Raw genomic sequence first — 16,704 nt, 5'->3', positions numbered from 1 at the left:
CGAGATCTTGCTCCTTCTACACTTAGGGAGAGAAAATGTCGAGGGACAAGAACATGGTCCATAGAAAGTCGCTAATTTAGCGGCTTTTTTGTTTTATCGGTACAAGTTCTTGTCCCGATTGCCAAAAAGGACAAAACATGAGCCGATTACCGATTAGATAAGCATCTAACTATGTTTTCCATGCAATTTCATTAATCTAACGGGCAGTTTTGCGTAATGGGTGGTCATTATTATCAGGCAGATGGGGAATGTTACCTTTATAATAATGTGGAGGTATAAATCTGATATGAAGATGTTTTGTATGCTGCTTGTAGTGGGAATAGTTTGTTGCTATAATTCTCTAACAGTTGACGCCACAGAGGGACCAGAAGTGTTTGATATTAAAAAAAGGTGAGATCGTACTTACCCTCCCCAATTCAAATTCTTTACAAAACCAAGTTAAAAACTGGTTGTCTTCATCTGTAAGCGGTATAGCAGGGGCATTAAGAATCGAACCAAGCGATGGCATAGCGATTAAGTTCCCGCTTACTCCTCCTTACATAGTTCAGAATAAATGGATAACGGGAACAGTTACGGAAGTAGTTATTTTTGTTGGGAAGATACAAGCTTATAATCCAACCATGCTGGTTTTTACTAAGGAAAATAATTTTGTGGCTGTCTATATTAAAGGCGACACTTTAAAAACATTTCTTAAAGAAAACAATCTATACAATTCAGAATTATATTTAGGTGACACTCCATTGCACTAACGGGACACGTTAGTGCAATTTAACACAAGGAGAGCAAGATAAGCGATTGGCTGTTTTTTATCGCAATTTAATCCAATTGGTCAATGAATATTTAACTAGGTTTAAGAAGTTAAAAGGATAAGGGTTAATGATGTGCCAAATGATTACGTATGGGGAATTTTCGTTGTTGCTGAAACAACTGCTTTTCCAAATTCTTTCCAATAGGTGTTTATGCCACTCGTGAGTTAGCCGTGAAAAAAGCGTTTAAAAAAGAGCGCTACCTAGATATGAGACTGACTGCAATTCGAGGCTATGCAAAGTATGCGACTGAAAAAGAAGTAGAGAAACTGATGTCTAAATTCATAGAAATTCTGATGAAGCGTCCTAAAAGCACCCCTTATAACTTTCAAGAATATGAGCTGCTTCGTTCTGCTTTTGGGCTACCGTATTTAGTAAATCAATATGGATATGCTTGTTTTATTCAGGCATATGAGCAGGAAGAAAAACAATATAATGCCATGCCAGATGCTTTCAAAGGACATTTTACTTTAAATGAAAGAGGGGATATTGTCCAACTTCGCTCATTAGGAGAAAGCAAAAAAGACGCTTGATGAATTTAGGAGCAGAGGTAATTGAAGTTTGAAAGGAAGTGACACTAATGATAAAACAACATCTGTTATTTAAATTCAACAGATTCTCAGCAAATGAAGTTTTGACAGCATGGGAAAACGCGGATAAATCAAAAGATGTAATACTATTAGAATCTGCCAATTCGGATTGGTCAATAGAAGTAGACGGTATCCAAAATATCTCTCATCAAATGTTTGAACACTTTCTATCTAAAATTGATCTATTTGATAATGGAGTGCAGCTTTATTGTAAAGAGGTCTATGAAAACAGTAATTTTAAAATAGAAAATTTTATCGTGTCCTTACAGTGGATTTCATTACTTGAAAACTCTATTACAATGGGATATTGGGGAGATTATGTAAACGTAGAGTTAAGATCCAACATAGAGTGTGATAATGGCATCTGGAAGCAGAAAGACATCTATTATCAATAGTAGCAAGATGCTTATACAAACATGTGTCGGGTGACAAAAACATAGTAACATTAGAAGCCGCTGATTAGCGGCTTTTTGTATTTATGTTATTAAGTTCTTGTCAAATCACAATGACAAGAACTTGATAACATTCCCGACAGATGACAAGAACATTGATACATTCCCGATATGATTTTATCGACGGCGGCAGACGCCCTTTTATTAAACTAACTGGCAGGATAGTTTAACTCTTCGGTGAAAAATCAGAGTAGAAATTCGTTTTGTATGATAATTTTTTAATGATCCAGCCGTCTTCATAGGTATCAGTCTTCTAGTGCCGTGGATCAACAGGAGCTCTGGCTCATTGAGGATTCATGTATGTATGCGCAAGCCGAATTTGCCATATGAAGCACCGTACATCAAACGGGAACGGCCCCCGGCAAACAGCTGGGCGATGCATCCAGCGCTTCTTGAAGCAGGACCTCGGTTCAAGCACCTCTCTCGCAGGGAGCAATTGAAAGTGCTTCGGCTGGGACTTCAATATAAGCGTACATCCGTGTCAGCCATAAAAGACATGGTTCATAAACACTTGAACAACAAAGCTCTGATATAATAGCAGATAGCAGACATCTATTTTTTTATGGAGGTGAGGCTATTGAAAACAATCGGGGTAGGATTCTTACATGCATGGCTCTATGCAAAGCCAGTGAAGGATATGGCAATGCTTTGCATAGAGATTAGGAACAATCACATTGCCAACGACGAATCGTAATATTCTTCTAACTGGCTTTGCACCTTATTGATTTATTAAATAAGGAGTGAGGCACGTGAAATATTCAAAAGCCGAGTTTATTTTTCCGGAAGAATTGCTTCGTATCATTCAAGAATACGTTCAAGGCGAATTGGTTTATATCCCAAAACCCAAAGAGGCACACTTAAAGTGGGGCGAGAAAACACGTAGCAAAAGTATGGTCTCTGCTCGAAACGCCGAGATTCAATCCCTATTCCGCAATGGAGTCAGCATAAGGGAGTTGGCGGATCGGTATTTCTTGTCCTGCGAAAGCATAAAGAAAATTATTTATAAAAAGAACTAATGAATCCGCTAAATCGTCATATCGACGGTTTAGCGGATTTTGTGCAAAGATGAATTAAATCAACTTATACATAGCAACCGCACCTCTAAATCGATAGACTCTAGTTGAGGTTGTTGTGATGAAGGACGGCCGGTTCATACGAAGGGGTGTAACGAATGAACGAAATCATAAAGAAGAAGCTGCTGGACAAAAATGAACTGCTGATCAACATGGTGATCGAACGCGCAAGAAGAGATTTTCTAGACGATATCGCAATTATTGGGCTTACTGGTTCGTTTAGCACCGGAGACTTTCACGAGAAGAGCGATCTTGATTTAATTATCATTAATAATACAGAAAGGGGATGGGAAATATCCGATTGCTTCATCTTAGATGACGTTGGCTATGACATCTATTGCACGCCATGGGATACAAGAATACACGCGCAATCCATCTTAGAGAGTCCTAACGTATCGAGCCTAACCGAGCTCAAAATTCTCTATTATGCAAAGCCTGAGGATTTGGAGAAATTGAACGACTTTAGGCAAAAAGCTCTTGATGCGCTTGCTGAGCCGATAGGAGAAGCGTGTCTTAATCGAGCAAAAAAATGGATCGATCTGGCTAAGCAAGCATACAGCGATACGATGCTGGGTGATAATATCGGTTCAGTGCGACATGCATCTGCCGGCGTTCTGTACAATCTGGTCAATGCTTTGGTCAGCATGAATAACACATGCATCAAACGAGGAATCAAGCGATATTTAGAAGAAATACGCTCGTATCGCTATGTTCCGGATGATCTCGAATCCTTATACATGTTAGTCATCGAAGCTCATACCATTGAGGATATCCGAATTACTTCATTTAATATGTTGAATAGCGTTACGAGGTTACATAGCAAGATGTGTGATAACTTCATTGTTAAACCTGCTCCGACTTTTGATAATCTGAAGGGAACTTACGAAGAATTGTGGTGCAACTACCGCAATAAAATCTTGAACAGTGTTAAAAACGAACGATGCATCCTATGCCTTTCTTTCGGCCTTTGGAGCACAAGGATATCTTGATGAAATGGTTGCGGAGAAAGGAACCAAGAAATTTGATCTCATGCAGTACTTTGATGCAAGTGATTTACCAGTAATGAAAGAGAAGTTCCTTGAAATGATGGATGAATATGTAGACGAATATGGTAAGGTCGGCAGAGAAGTCAAACGTTTTACAACCTTCGAGCAATTATATGCCCATTATATCAATCATTGATCTTATATCCCAGTTCGTAATAAGTCCGCGGAAACGTGACTGTTGACAATCTATCCAATAAAATAGGATTTTTGAAGGGCCGTGTAGAATTAGTTTCTATACGGTCTTTTTCATTTGGAGGAACGGCTAAAGAGTTTTTACATAAAGAGTTTGAACGAGCAAAAAGGCGGAAGCATTACGCTAACGGGCACTATTTTCGCGCAATCCGTACTCTGTCAAAGGCAGGCGAGTCCTTGCAGGTAGTCCAAGAAAAGCTTAGCACCATGTCAGTCGAAGAAATTCGTAAAATCGGGGAACTCATGCCCTTTTATCAGCCCAACAATAATCATGAAACGGTCAAGGTCAACGATGATGTACTGATCACGTTGAGTCCTCGAATTCCCGTAGAGATAAAGGAAAGGGTAATTAACTCTTTGTCCCAAATCCTTAAAGGAGGTAGCACCGAATGATGAAAACCAGCATCAGATACATCTGGGGCCTTCGGGTCAGTGTAGCGATATGATTGTTAAAGAGAAGGATTTATTTGGAAACCGCAAAGATGATGGGACAAGGTTTATTAAAATTTAGCGATTCAGCTAACGAGGAACAATAGCGCAAAAGGAGGGATATGAATTGGACGCCGAATATCTAATATCTCAATTTGTAAAACAAATGACGGAAACGTTTGGTGATAACATTAAGTCCATTGTTTTGTGCGGAAGTTATGTACGAGGAGATAATACCGAAGATTCTGACATGGACATTTATTGTTTATTTGAAAATTTAACATCATGGGAATTGATAACGACTGGTGAGATTGTTGGAAAACTCCCTTCTCTATATAATAAATTTGAATTGAATCTCCAATGTATGACGGTGGATGAATACACTCGTCAAGGGTTTGGCAGAGCCTTTGTTACACCAATTAAATATTTTGAATCAAAAGTGATGTACGGTGAAGACTTTGGCACAAAACCTTCCAAAGGAGAATTTATTCCTTTGTTTGAAAATATCATTTCTGAAGTCATAATGAGTATTCGACATTATATAACTGCACAAGAACCTGTGGAAAATTTAGTGGATGGACGACTTAAAAGATGGGTGTTGAAACCCTTGTGTGTGGCTTTACGAATTGAGCGATATATAATAATTCAAAACTACCCACGAAACTTTAAGGAACTCTTAAATCTGTCCTTAGGTTTACCACAAACCAAAGCAGTAGAATGGGTTCTCGATAAAGAGAAGTTTAATCAAGATATTACCTTAGCACCAACAGATGTACTTATAGCATTATTAGATATAGCTACAGGAATATCAAAACGAGTAGCCAACTTCAAAGAATGCTCTTGATTATAGATAAAACACAGGGGTTCTATCCAATGAAACCACTCCATGTCGGGAGTGGCTTTGTCTTTGTAGACTGATGTAAATATTGTGGTCAAACTTTACTTGTGTTTAGATACATTACGGTGAACCGTACATAGATAAGAGACTAGGTCGTTAAGCTAACGGGACACGATAGATCAATAAAGGACAGAGAAACGGCAGCCAATCCAACGGGCAGGATAATTAACTGTTCTTGCCGAAGATAGGGACAAAGGTTGTCGGGGGACAAGAACATAGTCCCAATGAGAGTCGCTATTATAGCGGCTTTTTTTGTTTTGTCGGTACAAGTTCTTGTCTCAAAGCCGAGGACAAGAAGTTGTACCGATTGCCGAAAAGGACAAGAACAAGTTCCGATTACCGATTTGATAATTATCTAACTATATTTCATTAAGCTAACGGGCAGTTTAGTGGAGTGTCGATCGATTGTTTTCCCCGACTTACAGTAAAATCTTTTACAATAGAATTAAAATATATGCGGGAGCTTGTGGAAGTAGGCTGAGAGTAATCTGTAATTGAAAGTAACACAATGGTCATCAAGAGATTTCCTCCAAACAGCAATATCATCCATAAAGCTACGATTTAACACAGAAGGGAGTTGGAGACATGCTTTTGTTAATCTATGCATTTTTCTGGTTTATTTGGTTTTTGATTGTTGTTCTATATTATTTATGGACAGCTTTATTCTGGTCGATGATATTTCGTGCCCAAAAATTTGAAAATGAGGGGAAACGTACAATCTCAGGTTTTGTCACTTTGGCCTCCATAGCCTTGAACATATTTTTCCTGAAATTAATTTGCTATTTTACGGATACTCAGAGTTTGTTCCAATTCACTAAAATTACCTCAACTTGTTTTACAGTTGCATTTATTTATATCGTCGTATTAGGAATTGCAACCATTCCATTTATCAAAAAAGACGGAGCAAATTTGCTGAAGCTAGCCCTATATGGAAAAAAGAAGAAAAAGAAATAGTAAAAAAAACAACCAGCTGCAGTCGGCCACAAAGATCTGTCGGGGGATTAGAGCATGATCCGATTACCGATTAAACAAGCATTTAACTACATTTCACTGCTCTAGTTCATTAAGCTAACGGGCAGGATAGTTGAATCGTTTCTCGAATATTTTATCAGTTGAGTAATTTAACAAAATTTGTTGAAATGAGGGTGATTCGTTTGAAGCAAGGACTTATTGTGTTATTGAACGGAACTTCAAGTTCAGGAAAGACTAGTATTTCTATGGAACTAAAAAAATCAGAAAGAGATTCCATTTCATCATTTATCTATAGATGATTTTTTCGGTAATTACAATCATTTTATTGATAATACATATCCAGATATGGAACCTACAAGAGAATTGGATGATCAAGTTGTCGCAGAAATACTTTTTGATCCCATAGCCTCAGTATACTATGCAACCATTAAATTGTTCTCCGAAATGGGTTTGAATGTCATCGTTGATACCGTCATCGAGAACGACAAGCGGTTTAATGATTTTCATGAGTTACTTTCTGATTTTCCTATATTGTTTGTAGGCGTATTATGCTCGAAAGAAGAACTCACAAGAAGAGAGCAGAGCAGGGGAGATCGATTGATTGGACTAGCACATTCCCAGTTCGAAAAAGTATATTCCTATAATGAATATGATCTTGAAGTAAATACGGAAGAGTTGAGTCCAACCGAATGTGCAGAAAAAAATATTGAGTTTTATTAAGTCCGATCAGGATTACTCTGTATATAAGAAATTAAGTAAAAGAGAGATTAGTGTTTCATAGAAGGCGAACCCATCAGAAAAAACATATTTAAGCATTGCGGCTATAAATTTGTATAAATAGTAAGAATGTAAATAATAAAACTAAGCGAAGGGTTTATGAATTGTTCAAAAATAACTTATGTTAGTGAGATGGATGCAAAAACGGCGGTTTTTTGAGCTAATTTTATTACGCTATATTTATATAGCTTAGCCTAGATTTTTACAAGGAATAAAATAGATGGTTATGTTCTTAATGTTTCAAGAGGCATAATATGTTTATTCATCAAAAATAGAGACTGACCGATATATACTAGAAACACTTTATTGAAAAAAGATCTACTATGGTAAAAACGTCTATGATCGGATGTCCAACTTTATACAGTAAAATTAGACCATAATCCAATATTAGTCTTGATTTATTAAACGGAAGCTTATGAGACTAACATAAACTAAAAAAAATTTTTATGCTATGGGGGCAAGTACAATAATAAAAAAATACCCTTTTGAGATTGTGAGATGGAGTAGTTACATGGACAGATCTACAAAATTGTTATTTGTTATAGTTTTGATGGTAGTGCTCTATATTCCTGCATGTTTTTTTAACGTATATGCTTTTCTTCAATGTAGTTAATTACGTTGATACTGGAATATATTACAGGTTTGCTACAGAAGATAAATTTGCAGAGGATGTATACTTCTCGGAGAAAGTCGATTCTCAAACGAAAGTACTTACCACTATAAAAACGATTCTAGATTTACAGAACAAGGAGGTTCCCTCTACTAAACAACAGCTGTTTTCAGATCTGCTAGCAGATGAAGATTTACTCAAGGAAGAGTTAGTGAAGAATGATGCATTCATGAGTTACTTGAATAATAAACACTTGGATATATCTAATGTTATATTTTACATGAAACAATTATCGAATTTAGATTCCATTATCTTAAGTGGATCATTTTTACTTCGTAGCGCTTATATTTATTTTTTATATTGTATATTAAATTTAAATTCAGGATAGGTTTGTATTGGATTGCTGGAGGAGTGTATGTCTTCTCAAATTTAACTTTATTTACATCTGGTATATTTGGCAATTTATTTTATCCGTTCATGTCTTGGTTCGGCAATATGATTAATCAGGAAGTTGTTTACAATGATTACGCGAAGACAATGAATATTCTTCTTCCTACAATAAAGGAAGCATTTTTTATCATATATCATCTTTGATACTATTGGACAGTATTATCAAGATCGTAAGAATAAAATAGAATCTAAGAAGATAAGAAACATATATTATTCAGTAAATTTAGCACTGGTGGGTCTAAAGAAAAGAAACAATTCAGCACTTAAAGTGAGTCAGTTACAAATCGATTTCATTGGTTTATGGAAATACTGCAAAAGCAACAAGAAAAGATCCTGAACTAAAAAGAAATCAAAAACATTATTGATGTTAACCTATCTGCATTTATAAATAAAAAAAGATTCCTTAAAAACTAGCAGAAGCCATAAAAAATACTTGAAGAAGTCAAATCAAGATTAACTCAATCGAAATCGGCAAAAGAATATATAGATGACACAGATACCTACATAATCACTAAAATTATGGATAACTCCGAGAGCACTAATTGTAGATTAGCTCGATGAGAACCGTTCTTGAAAAGTCGCTATTTTAGCGGCTTTTTTATTGTTATCGGTACAAGTTCTTGTCCCGAGCCAAGGACAAGAACTTGTACCGATTGCCGAAATGGACAAGAACATATTCCGATTACCGATTAGATGATCATCTAAATAATAAGCATATGTAGTTAAAACCTCAATAACACCATGATGCATGACAGTTTTTCACATTGTTATGGAACAACTCTTTGAGGAGAGGCGAACAGAGGCGGCTAGGTATGTCCATAAAGCGAATTATTGGTACTTGAACAAGGTGTGATATCAAACAATGTCGAATCTATTTAAGTAAATAATTGGGGGATGGAGATGATAGAAAGGTGGGAGATTTTTGATAGAAACAAAACGTCTTATAATTAGAGAAATGGTGCAGTCCGATTATGATGCATTGTGCGGAATATTGTGTGATGAGGAAGTAATGCGTGCTGCTTATGAAAGTGCATTCAACTTAGAAGAAGCACAAAATTGGCTTAACAGACATCTTAAAAGATATGAAGAGTATGGTTTTGGACTTTGGGCTGTTGTATTAAAAGAAACAAACGAAATGATTGGTCAATGTGGCTTGACAATGCAAGGCTGGAGAGAAAAAGAAATTTTGGAAATAGGATTTTTGTTTCAAAAAGCGTATTGGCACAAAGGTTACGCAACAGAAGCGGCAATTGCTTGCAAGGAATACGCTTTCTCAGTTCTTAATGCAAATAGGGTTTATTCTATTATTAGGGACACAAATATAGCCTCTCAAAAAAGTTGCTGTTCGAAACGGTATGAATATTATTGATAAAGATACTAAGAATTTTAGGAATATAGATATGGAATTTTTTTCTGTATTCTGTAGAGCGAACAAAATGAGCATAATACAAAATAAAAAAACAATTGATAATGTAATATGCCTTTAAATGCTATTATGAAAGTCAAATTGATAAATTCCAAGTTTTAGAGATAATCTTGATTCTCAATCGTTTTCAATTGCGAATATAAAAAGTACGGCAGTTATGGCTAGTGAGGCTCCACTGCGAACAAGTTTCTGACCGAACTGTTTCGGACAAATCAAAGGCTGACGGAAGTCCTCCTGCTGACCGCTTTCCAGGTAATTGTCCAGCAACGCCCTCTCTCAGAAGCACACCTAGTGTTGTTTAAAGTTCTTGGTTCTTACGAATTGTGTTTTGGTGGATACCTATTCCTTCTGGATCAATAACCCATCAGCATTGGCTGAAAAATGAATTTGAGAAGTTTATCAACGAATGAATCCTATCTCTTTAACAAGCAATAACCTTCAAAGAAAAGGTCAGATTAACTAATCCCCCCTTATCAGAATTTAACACAAATGTTAATTGACGGAGCAAGTTGAGTGTGATAGCATTGGTTTAACTTAAAACGAAAAAGGCTATGATGAGAAATAGTAGGTATTAGGGATCTCACAGAGAGAAGATGGTTGGTGCGAATCTTCATTGATCTAATAGTGAAGCAGTCTCGGAGCTGTGAACCGAACAGAGGAATCTTAGTAGGCTTCAACGGAGTTCCACCGTTATTCAGGAAACAATATCGGAGATATCCCGTATTGATAGAGTGCAGAGAAATCTGAAATTAGGTGGTAACACGGACATAATAGTTCGCCCTAAGTTGACAAGAAATATGTCAGCTTAGGGCTTTTTTTGTTTTTATTTCTTCTCTTTTGAATATTTGCAAAATAATTTTCCGAGAATAAATAATAATTGAAATGGAGGTATTGAGCATGGTGAAAATGACACCAGATGAGTTAAGAAAATCATATATTGATTTTATGAAAGGAATAGGGGCTAGCCAAGTGCCCTCTTCTAGCTTGTTACCAGAAAATGATCCCTCAACGTTGTTTACAGGAAGTGGAATGCAACCTATGGTTCCATATTTATTGGGGGAAAAGCATCCGATAGGTAATGAGATTGCTAATATTCAGAAGTGTTTAAGGACAGTGGATATTGATGAAGTAGGAGATACGTCGCATCTGACATTTTTTGAAATGATAGGTCGATGGGAGTTTAAAGCAAATGAAAATAACTATAAGAAAAAGCAAATCGATGCTATTTGGAATTGGCATATTATCGAATTAGGAATTGATCCTGGCAGGCTGTATATCAGTGCTTTTATAGGAAGTGATGATTTGAATATACAGAAAGATACGGAAGCCATTCAAATCTGGTCAGAAAAATTTAAATCAGTTGGTATAGAACCTATCATTGAAGATGATCCCTATCAATATGGGGCATCTAGAGGTGGAAGAATATTCTTATACGATGAAAAAGAAAATTGGTGGAGTCGAGCCGGAAGTCCATTGGATATGCCTGTTGGTGAACCGGGTGGGCCTGATAGTGAAATGTTCTATGATCTTGAACCAGGCGGTGATTCACTGGATCATCCTGCTTCTGTAAGCGAGAGGTTTTTAGAAATTGGGAACAACGTATTTATGTGTTACAAAAAAAGAAGACACAGGATTTGTAAAAAATGCAAAATCCCAATATTGATTATGGAGGCGGATTAGAAAGGGTTGCAACAGCCCTTAATGGTGACAAGGATATTTATAATACGGCTTTCTTCCTTAATCCCAAGAAAAAAATTGATGGAGTTAAGTGGTAAACAATATACTGACGATTTAAAGTCGTTTAGAATCATACTTGATCATGTGAGAGCGGCTACTTTTCTAATTAATGATGGTGCGGAGCCAGCTAATAGTGATGCAGGGTATATAACAAGAAGGTTATTAAGAAGGGCGATTCGTGCAGGTAAAAAAAATAGGTATACAAGGAAGTTTTGTGGGTGATTTGTCTGAAGTTTATATTGATGAAGCAACAGCTTATGAAGATTTGATCGGTAATAAAAAAGAAAGTTATCGAAATAGTAAATAAGGAAGAAAATCTTTTCTATAGAACTTTACAGCAAGGAGAATTTGAAATACAAAAACATCTTAAGAATAAGGGTAAAGTTACAGGTGCAGATGCCTTTTATTTTTACGAAACATATGGGTTTCCCTTGGAGTTGACGGAAGAGTTTCTAACTGAAAGTGGATATAGCATGGAGGACAAGGCGTCTTATATAGAGGCGGCAAAGAAACATGCTGAAAAGAGCAGAACTGCTTCTGCGGGTAAATTTAAAGGTGGATTAGCTGAACATTCAACAGAAACAACAGCGCTGCACACGGTATCTCATTTATTACTTGCTGGTTTAAGGGAAGTTTTAGGTGATCATGTTCATCAACAAGGTAGTAATATTACTTCAGAACGATTACGGTTTGACTTCAACCATGATGAAAAACTTACGCCAGAGCAAATAGCTGAGGTGGAAAAGTATGTGAATGATGCGATTTCATCAAAAGCAGTTACCTATATTTCAGAGATGCCTAAAATTGAAGCGAAAGAAAGTAATGTTGAAGGGAATTTTTGGGATAAATATCCGGATATCGTTAAGGTGTATACAATCAAAGATAACAAAGGGAAAGTTTGGAGTCGAGAAGTATGTGGAGGACCTCATGTAGAAGATACAACAAACTTAGGAAAGTTCAGTATTAAAAAAAGAACAATCTTCTGCTGCTGGAGTTAGAAGGATTAAAGGAGTAATTAATAAAAACGCGGAACAATAGCTGATGTTTTAGGATTGCCATTTGTAACAACGTTATGAGTTGCCGGGAATCCATGATGAATGATAAATCCGGCAATCGGTTGGCGGTACCGGAGCACAGTATTCAAAGAAAAAGCAATTCGGATTAAATTGTCGAGGGACAAGAACATGGTCCCATTGAAAGTCGCTATTTTAGCGGCTTTTTTATTTTATCGGTACAAGTTCTTGTCCCGAGCCAAGGACAAGAACTTGTACCGATTGCCGAAATGGATAAGAACATGTTCCAATTTTCACATTGGTCAGGACTTTCAGAGGAAGAACTATTACAAAAGCCGAAAGTACGCTTGTCACTAAAAGGAGATACCTAAAATGGAACGTTTTACAAGAAGTTATTTCCCTGACACCCCGTTCCTGTTTTTTACGGGGAAGGGGGGCGTAGGAAAAACATCTGTTGCTTGTAGCCTATCAATAGCCATCTAAACAATTTAGTGACTACAAAAAATAAATTCGTATGTATCTTCCAAAAAAAACATATTTGTTTTCTTTTTAAAAATATATGAACCTAGCGTTAAAACACAATTGAAAAATTGCAAGCATCCAAAACAGTTTTGGGGTTCAGTTCAACTTTGTTTAAAATGAAATTAATTTTTAGCAGTAAAATCAATTAAAGTATAGCTTTTTTGATCAATTTTTTTATTAAACTAACAAAAATACTTGCAATACCTATTGTAGTACTGTACAGTACTAATTATGACAAAGGTAAAATTAATGAATCAAAAAACGTGTGATTGAAGTAGCTGCATCATTATTTTTAGAAAAAGGGTTTGCTTATACAAGCATGGATGAATTAGTTCGTGTAAGCAAAGTTTCAAAGTCTAATGTGTATTATCACTTCTCTAATAAGGAAGAATTGTTGGAAGGGGTAGTTGATTATTGGATTGAAATGTATCAATCTGCAATTGATGGCTTACTATCTCAAAACCAATTATTAGTTGAAGATCGTATCCAACTGTTTTTTAAAGCAATTATCACAAGGAGTGCAGACGAGAGAATATAAGGGGGAGCTGTCCGTTTATTACGCTTTATATTCAAAGTCCTACAAATGCCACAAAAGTAAAAGAGAAAATAGGTCTTTTTTTTTAATGGATTACAAACGAAAGTTTCTCATTACTTAAACAAGGGGTAGAGAATGGTGAATTTAGAAAGACAATAAATATTGACGAGGTTGCATCTCTTTTTTATTACAAATCTTGAAGGAGCGCTATTTATTTCAGAAACACTGGAGGATGCAACAGTAATCACGAAAACAGCAGATCATTTTTTTTAACTTGCTTCGGTAAAAGAAGCATTTTTTTTTTACATCAAATTAGTACTAAATAGTACTACAAGGAGGATTTTTATGAGAACAGTATTTTTTAACGGGTGGAACAGGTTTTATTGGAAAGCAATTAGTGAATGAATTAGCCAAAGAGGATGTGAACATTCTTCTTTTAGTGAGGTCGAAAAGTAAAGCAACACACATTTTTCAGGAAAGAGGCATCTTAAAAAAAGGCAGTTATGCAGTTTATTGAAGGTGATTTGACAAAAATAGACTTAGGTCTAAGTGCTGAAGATAAGGAGTTGGTATTGAAAACGGATGTGATTATTCACGCAGGAGGCTCCATGGATATTCAAGCGACAAGCAAAGAGGCAGCTTCTGTATTTTTGAATGGTGCCAAACATATTAGTGAATTCGCTAAAAGTATTCACCAATTGAAGGGCTTGCAGCAATTTATTCATGTTGTAGGTTATATGAGTCCCTTTGATGATAAAAATAGCAAGATTGCAATTGATGTGTTTAAAGAAGGAAACAATTATTTGAAAATAAAAAAATCCATATGAGAAAACAAAATTTTTTAGCAGATCTTTATATCCGTCAACAGGCATCAGCAGTAGGTTATCCGCTGTCTGTCATTAATCCGCCAACTGTGGTCGGTAGTAGTAAAACAGGGAGTACAGAGCAGATAGCAGGATTAGGTTTGCTTGTGACAAGTATGCGAAGAGGGCTCATGCCAGTGATTCCTGGAGGTAAGGGATATAGGTTGCCACTGATTTCAAACGATGAGTTTGCGAAGTTTATTGTGCAGGTTTTCAAATTGGAGCAGCCGGCTATTCAAACATATACACTTGTTGAAGACAAAGAGAACGATCCGAACATTGCTGAATTATTAAGTGTTATGTCGGTAAGTATGAATATGAGGGCACCAAAAATCTCTGTTCCAATGCCGCTTATGAAAACAATAATGAAAAGTGGAGTAAGTAAAATAACAAACATTCCTTCTGATGGACTGAATTTTATAACAAAACGAACATTTTCAAATGTTTCGGTGAAAAACATGAGGGGGGGAGATTGGTTTAAGAAGATGAGTGTCATGAACTTTTTCCCTGCCGTAGTAGCTGATCTGGATTATCGATTGATGTATCAAAATGGTGAGCATCATCATTTATTTGAGCGAACATTATGCGATAACAATGCCCTTTACCAATTACAAGGAGAGGGGAAACCGTTTATTTTATTACATGGTTTATTGAGTGATGGAGAGGATTTATTTCCTTTAGCGCAAGAGCTTCATGAAAAAACGGGTCAACCTGTATGGATCTTGGATCTTCCAGGTTTGGGACGTTCTCCTTTTAAACGAGAGAAAAATCTTTTAAATATCTATTTGAATGTATTAAAAAAGTTATTGGAGAAAGCTACTAACGGTGCCCATCTAATTGGCCATTCATTTGGTGCGTATATTCTTTTGGAAGCATTAGTACAAAAGTACATAGATAAGAAGTATACAATTACTTTACTTCAGCCACCTATTGCTAAAAAAAAATGCTAAATCGATATATGTTCCTCAATTTATGAACAAATGGACATTGAAATTGGCAACTACTAATTTGATAGAGCGATATTTATTAAGTAATGGTTTATTTGAAAGTATAGAGAGCATCCCTGAACATTATATTGAAAAAATAAGTAAAAGTTTTACTTCTCCTAGAATTTTAAATACTACCGTTCAGCTTAACAGTTTACTATCGAAAAACGTTCAAGGTGATTTCAATGAAGTAACAAAGTATAATCTTCACATTATTTGGGGGGATTCTGACAGAGGCTATTCTGCTCCTTCGCATCTGGGTAAGGTTGATTTTGTTCCATATGGTCATCATTTTCCTCTTAACCATCCGAGTGAAACGGCTAATTTGGTAATAAAAAAATAGTAGTACTAGCAGATGAGTGTGTGGGATAAATAAAAAGTGGGTAGTAAGATCGTTGTGTCTTTTGAAGAAATATACTTAAACTCCCATGAAAGAACGTAATAATCTTTCATTTTCTGTGGTGTAGTGTTGATTGTACGCGACATGGATGGCTAAGGGGAGAATAGTTCAACAGGGGTTTGGATTATTTTGGTATAATCTAATTAAATGGACTGAGGGGATTGAATAAATTTGTATAGCAAATAAAATATAAGATAATCTCAGTTATGAAAGATACAGAGAGGTGATTTTGATGGAAAGTGATCTTCAAGTTATTCGCTGTTAGAAAAAATGGACGCTTATAAGTACTCTTATCAAGTGAAATGGCAATAAGCCAATTATAAATAGGGAAGATAAATGAAAAGAGTGCTGCGACTAAGGAATTCTCTGATGTCAGAGGAACTCGTATTATAGTAGATAATGAGTACATGTTAACAATTCACCTCGAACCGTTTCCTGTCAAGAGTGAGTATCTACTGCAGGAAGTCGGCATTCTGACTTACGACAAAGCACATATTGAATTGATAAGAGCTATATTTTCTGATCTTATGTCTACAAAAGATAAATAGAAGTTTCAAAAACATCTTTACTAATGAGTAGATGCCTTCGTTTTTTTTTATAACGGAGGCTATTTTATTTCGACGACTGTCGAGGGACAAGAACTTGTACTGGACTGTCAACAGTAAATCAGACAACTTTTTTAAGGGCTGCAGCTTTGTACTGAACTGGTGTCATGTAACCTAGTGAGCCATGAACTCGATGCCTGTTGAACCAGTTCACATAATCATATAATTCTACGTTTAGATGGTGAAGACTTTGGAAATTGATTTGATTTATGAACTCGGTTTTCATTACTTTGTAGGTGGCTTCAGCAACGGCGTTGTCGTAAGGGCATCCCTTCATGCTCAGCGAACGACCAATATTAAAGGTCTTTAACAACGCATCCAT

At 36.1% G+C, this 16,704-nt stretch carries 12 protein-coding genes, 5 pseudogenes and 1 other annotated feature; of the genes and pseudogenes, 16 read left to right on the top strand and 1 reads right to left on the bottom strand.

Translation table 11 applies throughout. From position 1 onward, the window contains the following. Nucleotides 1-374: 374 nt before the first annotated feature. The 16 genes and pseudogenes from XI25_RS24360 to XI25_RS24285 all read left to right on the top strand — a co-directional run bounded on the left by XI25_RS24360 (nucleotide 375) and on the right by XI25_RS24285 (nucleotide 15,736). The gene (locus XI25_RS24360; RefSeq protein ID WP_046680659.1) at nucleotides 375-749 is read left to right on the top strand and encodes a hypothetical protein; all 375 of its coding nucleotides are present in this window, start codon (nucleotides 375-377) and stop codon (nucleotides 747-749) included. 230 nt (nucleotides 750-979) lie between these two features. Further along, on the top strand, nucleotides 980-1,339 hold the full coding sequence (locus XI25_RS35295) for a hypothetical protein (protein ID WP_235440243.1): 360 nt from the start codon (nucleotides 980-982) through the stop codon (nucleotides 1,337-1,339). Between the two features lie 47 nt (nucleotides 1,340-1,386). After that, entirely contained in the window at nucleotides 1,387-1,791 is a 405-nt protein-coding gene (locus tag XI25_RS24350; RefSeq protein ID WP_046680658.1) for a hypothetical protein, read from the top strand. Nucleotides 1,792-2,597: 806 nt separating this feature from the next. Beyond that, nucleotides 2,598-2,864: a CD3324 family protein gene (locus tag XI25_RS24340; protein WP_046680656.1), complete on the top strand. Its 267-nt coding sequence runs from the start codon at nucleotides 2,598-2,600 to the stop codon at nucleotides 2,862-2,864. A 155-nt stretch (nucleotides 2,865-3,019) separates the two neighbouring features. Then, nucleotides 3,020-3,910, top strand: a complete 891-nt coding sequence (locus tag XI25_RS24335) for a nucleotidyltransferase domain-containing protein (RefSeq protein ID WP_235440241.1) — start codon at nucleotides 3,020-3,022, stop codon at nucleotides 3,908-3,910. Nucleotides 3,911-3,914: 4 nt separating this feature from the next. Next, nucleotides 3,915-4,103: a hypothetical protein gene (locus XI25_RS35290; RefSeq protein WP_235440239.1), complete on the top strand. Its 189-nt coding sequence runs from the start codon at nucleotides 3,915-3,917 to the stop codon at nucleotides 4,101-4,103. A 612-nt stretch (nucleotides 4,104-4,715) separates the two neighbouring features. Further along, a complete protein-coding gene (locus XI25_RS24325; protein WP_046680655.1) occupies nucleotides 4,716-5,432 on the top strand; it encodes a nucleotidyltransferase family protein in 717 nt (238 codons plus the stop codon). 639 nt (nucleotides 5,433-6,071) lie between these two features. After that, on the top strand, nucleotides 6,072-6,440 hold the full coding sequence (locus XI25_RS24320) for a hypothetical protein (protein WP_046680654.1): 369 nt from the start codon (nucleotides 6,072-6,074) through the stop codon (nucleotides 6,438-6,440). A 200-nt stretch (nucleotides 6,441-6,640) separates the two neighbouring features. Continuing rightward, nucleotides 6,641-7,239, top strand: a pseudogene (locus XI25_RS24315) (chloramphenicol phosphotransferase CPT family protein). 1,978 nt (nucleotides 7,240-9,217) lie between these two features. Further along, nucleotides 9,218-9,664 (top strand): GNAT family N-acetyltransferase, encoded by a 447-nt coding sequence (locus tag XI25_RS24305; protein WP_235440237.1) that lies wholly within the window; start codon nucleotides 9,218-9,220, stop codon nucleotides 9,662-9,664. Between the two features lie 599 nt (nucleotides 9,665-10,263). Beyond that, nucleotides 10,264-10,507 (top strand) — a binding site (T-box leader). 96 nt (nucleotides 10,508-10,603) lie between these two features. Further along, nucleotides 10,604-11,680 (top strand): annotated as a pseudogene (locus XI25_RS35285) (alanine--tRNA ligase-related protein). Next, nucleotides 11,637-11,765, top strand: coding sequence for a hypothetical protein (locus XI25_RS35930; RefSeq protein WP_268794574.1), 129 nt, complete (start codon nucleotides 11,637-11,639; stop codon nucleotides 11,763-11,765). The pseudogene XI25_RS35285 and the gene XI25_RS35930 overlap by 44 nt, the downstream one beginning before the upstream one ends. Continuing rightward, entirely contained in the window at nucleotides 11,734-12,456 is a 723-nt protein-coding gene (locus tag XI25_RS35925) for an alanine--tRNA ligase-related protein (protein ID WP_327204858.1), read from the top strand. Before XI25_RS35930 ends, XI25_RS35925 begins: the two co-directional genes overlap by 32 nt. 387 nt (nucleotides 12,457-12,843) lie before the next feature. Next, nucleotides 12,844-12,951: pseudogene (locus XI25_RS37040) on the top strand (ArsA-related P-loop ATPase); the annotation flags it as partial. Nucleotides 12,952-13,246: 295 nt separating this feature from the next. Beyond that, a pseudogene (locus XI25_RS24290) lies at nucleotides 13,247-13,801 on the top strand (TetR/AcrR family transcriptional regulator). Between the two features lie 72 nt (nucleotides 13,802-13,873). After that, nucleotides 13,874-15,736, top strand: a pseudogene (locus tag XI25_RS24285) (alpha/beta fold hydrolase). Between the two features lie 707 nt (nucleotides 15,737-16,443). Here the strand turns inward: XI25_RS24285 and XI25_RS24280 are convergent. Then, a partial coding sequence (locus XI25_RS24280) for an IS3 family transposase (protein WP_046680651.1) occupies nucleotides 16,444-16,704 on the bottom strand: 261 nt, incomplete at its 5' end.

Source organism: Paenibacillus sp. DMB20 (assembly GCF_000987955.1).
In the GTDB taxonomy this organism is placed as follows: Bacteria; Bacillota; Bacilli; order Paenibacillales; family Paenibacillaceae; genus Paenibacillus_AQ.
The sequence above is the reverse complement of the archived record's forward strand: the minus strand, read 5'-3'. Positions and strand labels throughout refer to the sequence as shown.

Excerpts from the sequence above, each read along its gene's own strand:
- XI25_RS35290 (WP_235440239.1), top strand. The coding sequence starts at position 3,915 with ATGGTTGCGGAGAAAGGAACCAAGAAATTTGATCTCATGCAGTACTTT.
- XI25_RS24335 (WP_235440241.1), top strand. The coding sequence starts at position 3,020 with ATGAACGAAATCATAAAGAAGAAGCTGCTGGACAAAAATGAACTGCTG.
- XI25_RS24350 (WP_046680658.1), top strand. The coding sequence starts at position 1,387 with ATGATAAAACAACATCTGTTATTTAAATTCAACAGATTCTCAGCAAAT.
- XI25_RS24320 (WP_046680654.1), top strand. The coding sequence starts at position 6,072 with ATGCTTTTGTTAATCTATGCATTTTTCTGGTTTATTTGGTTTTTGATT.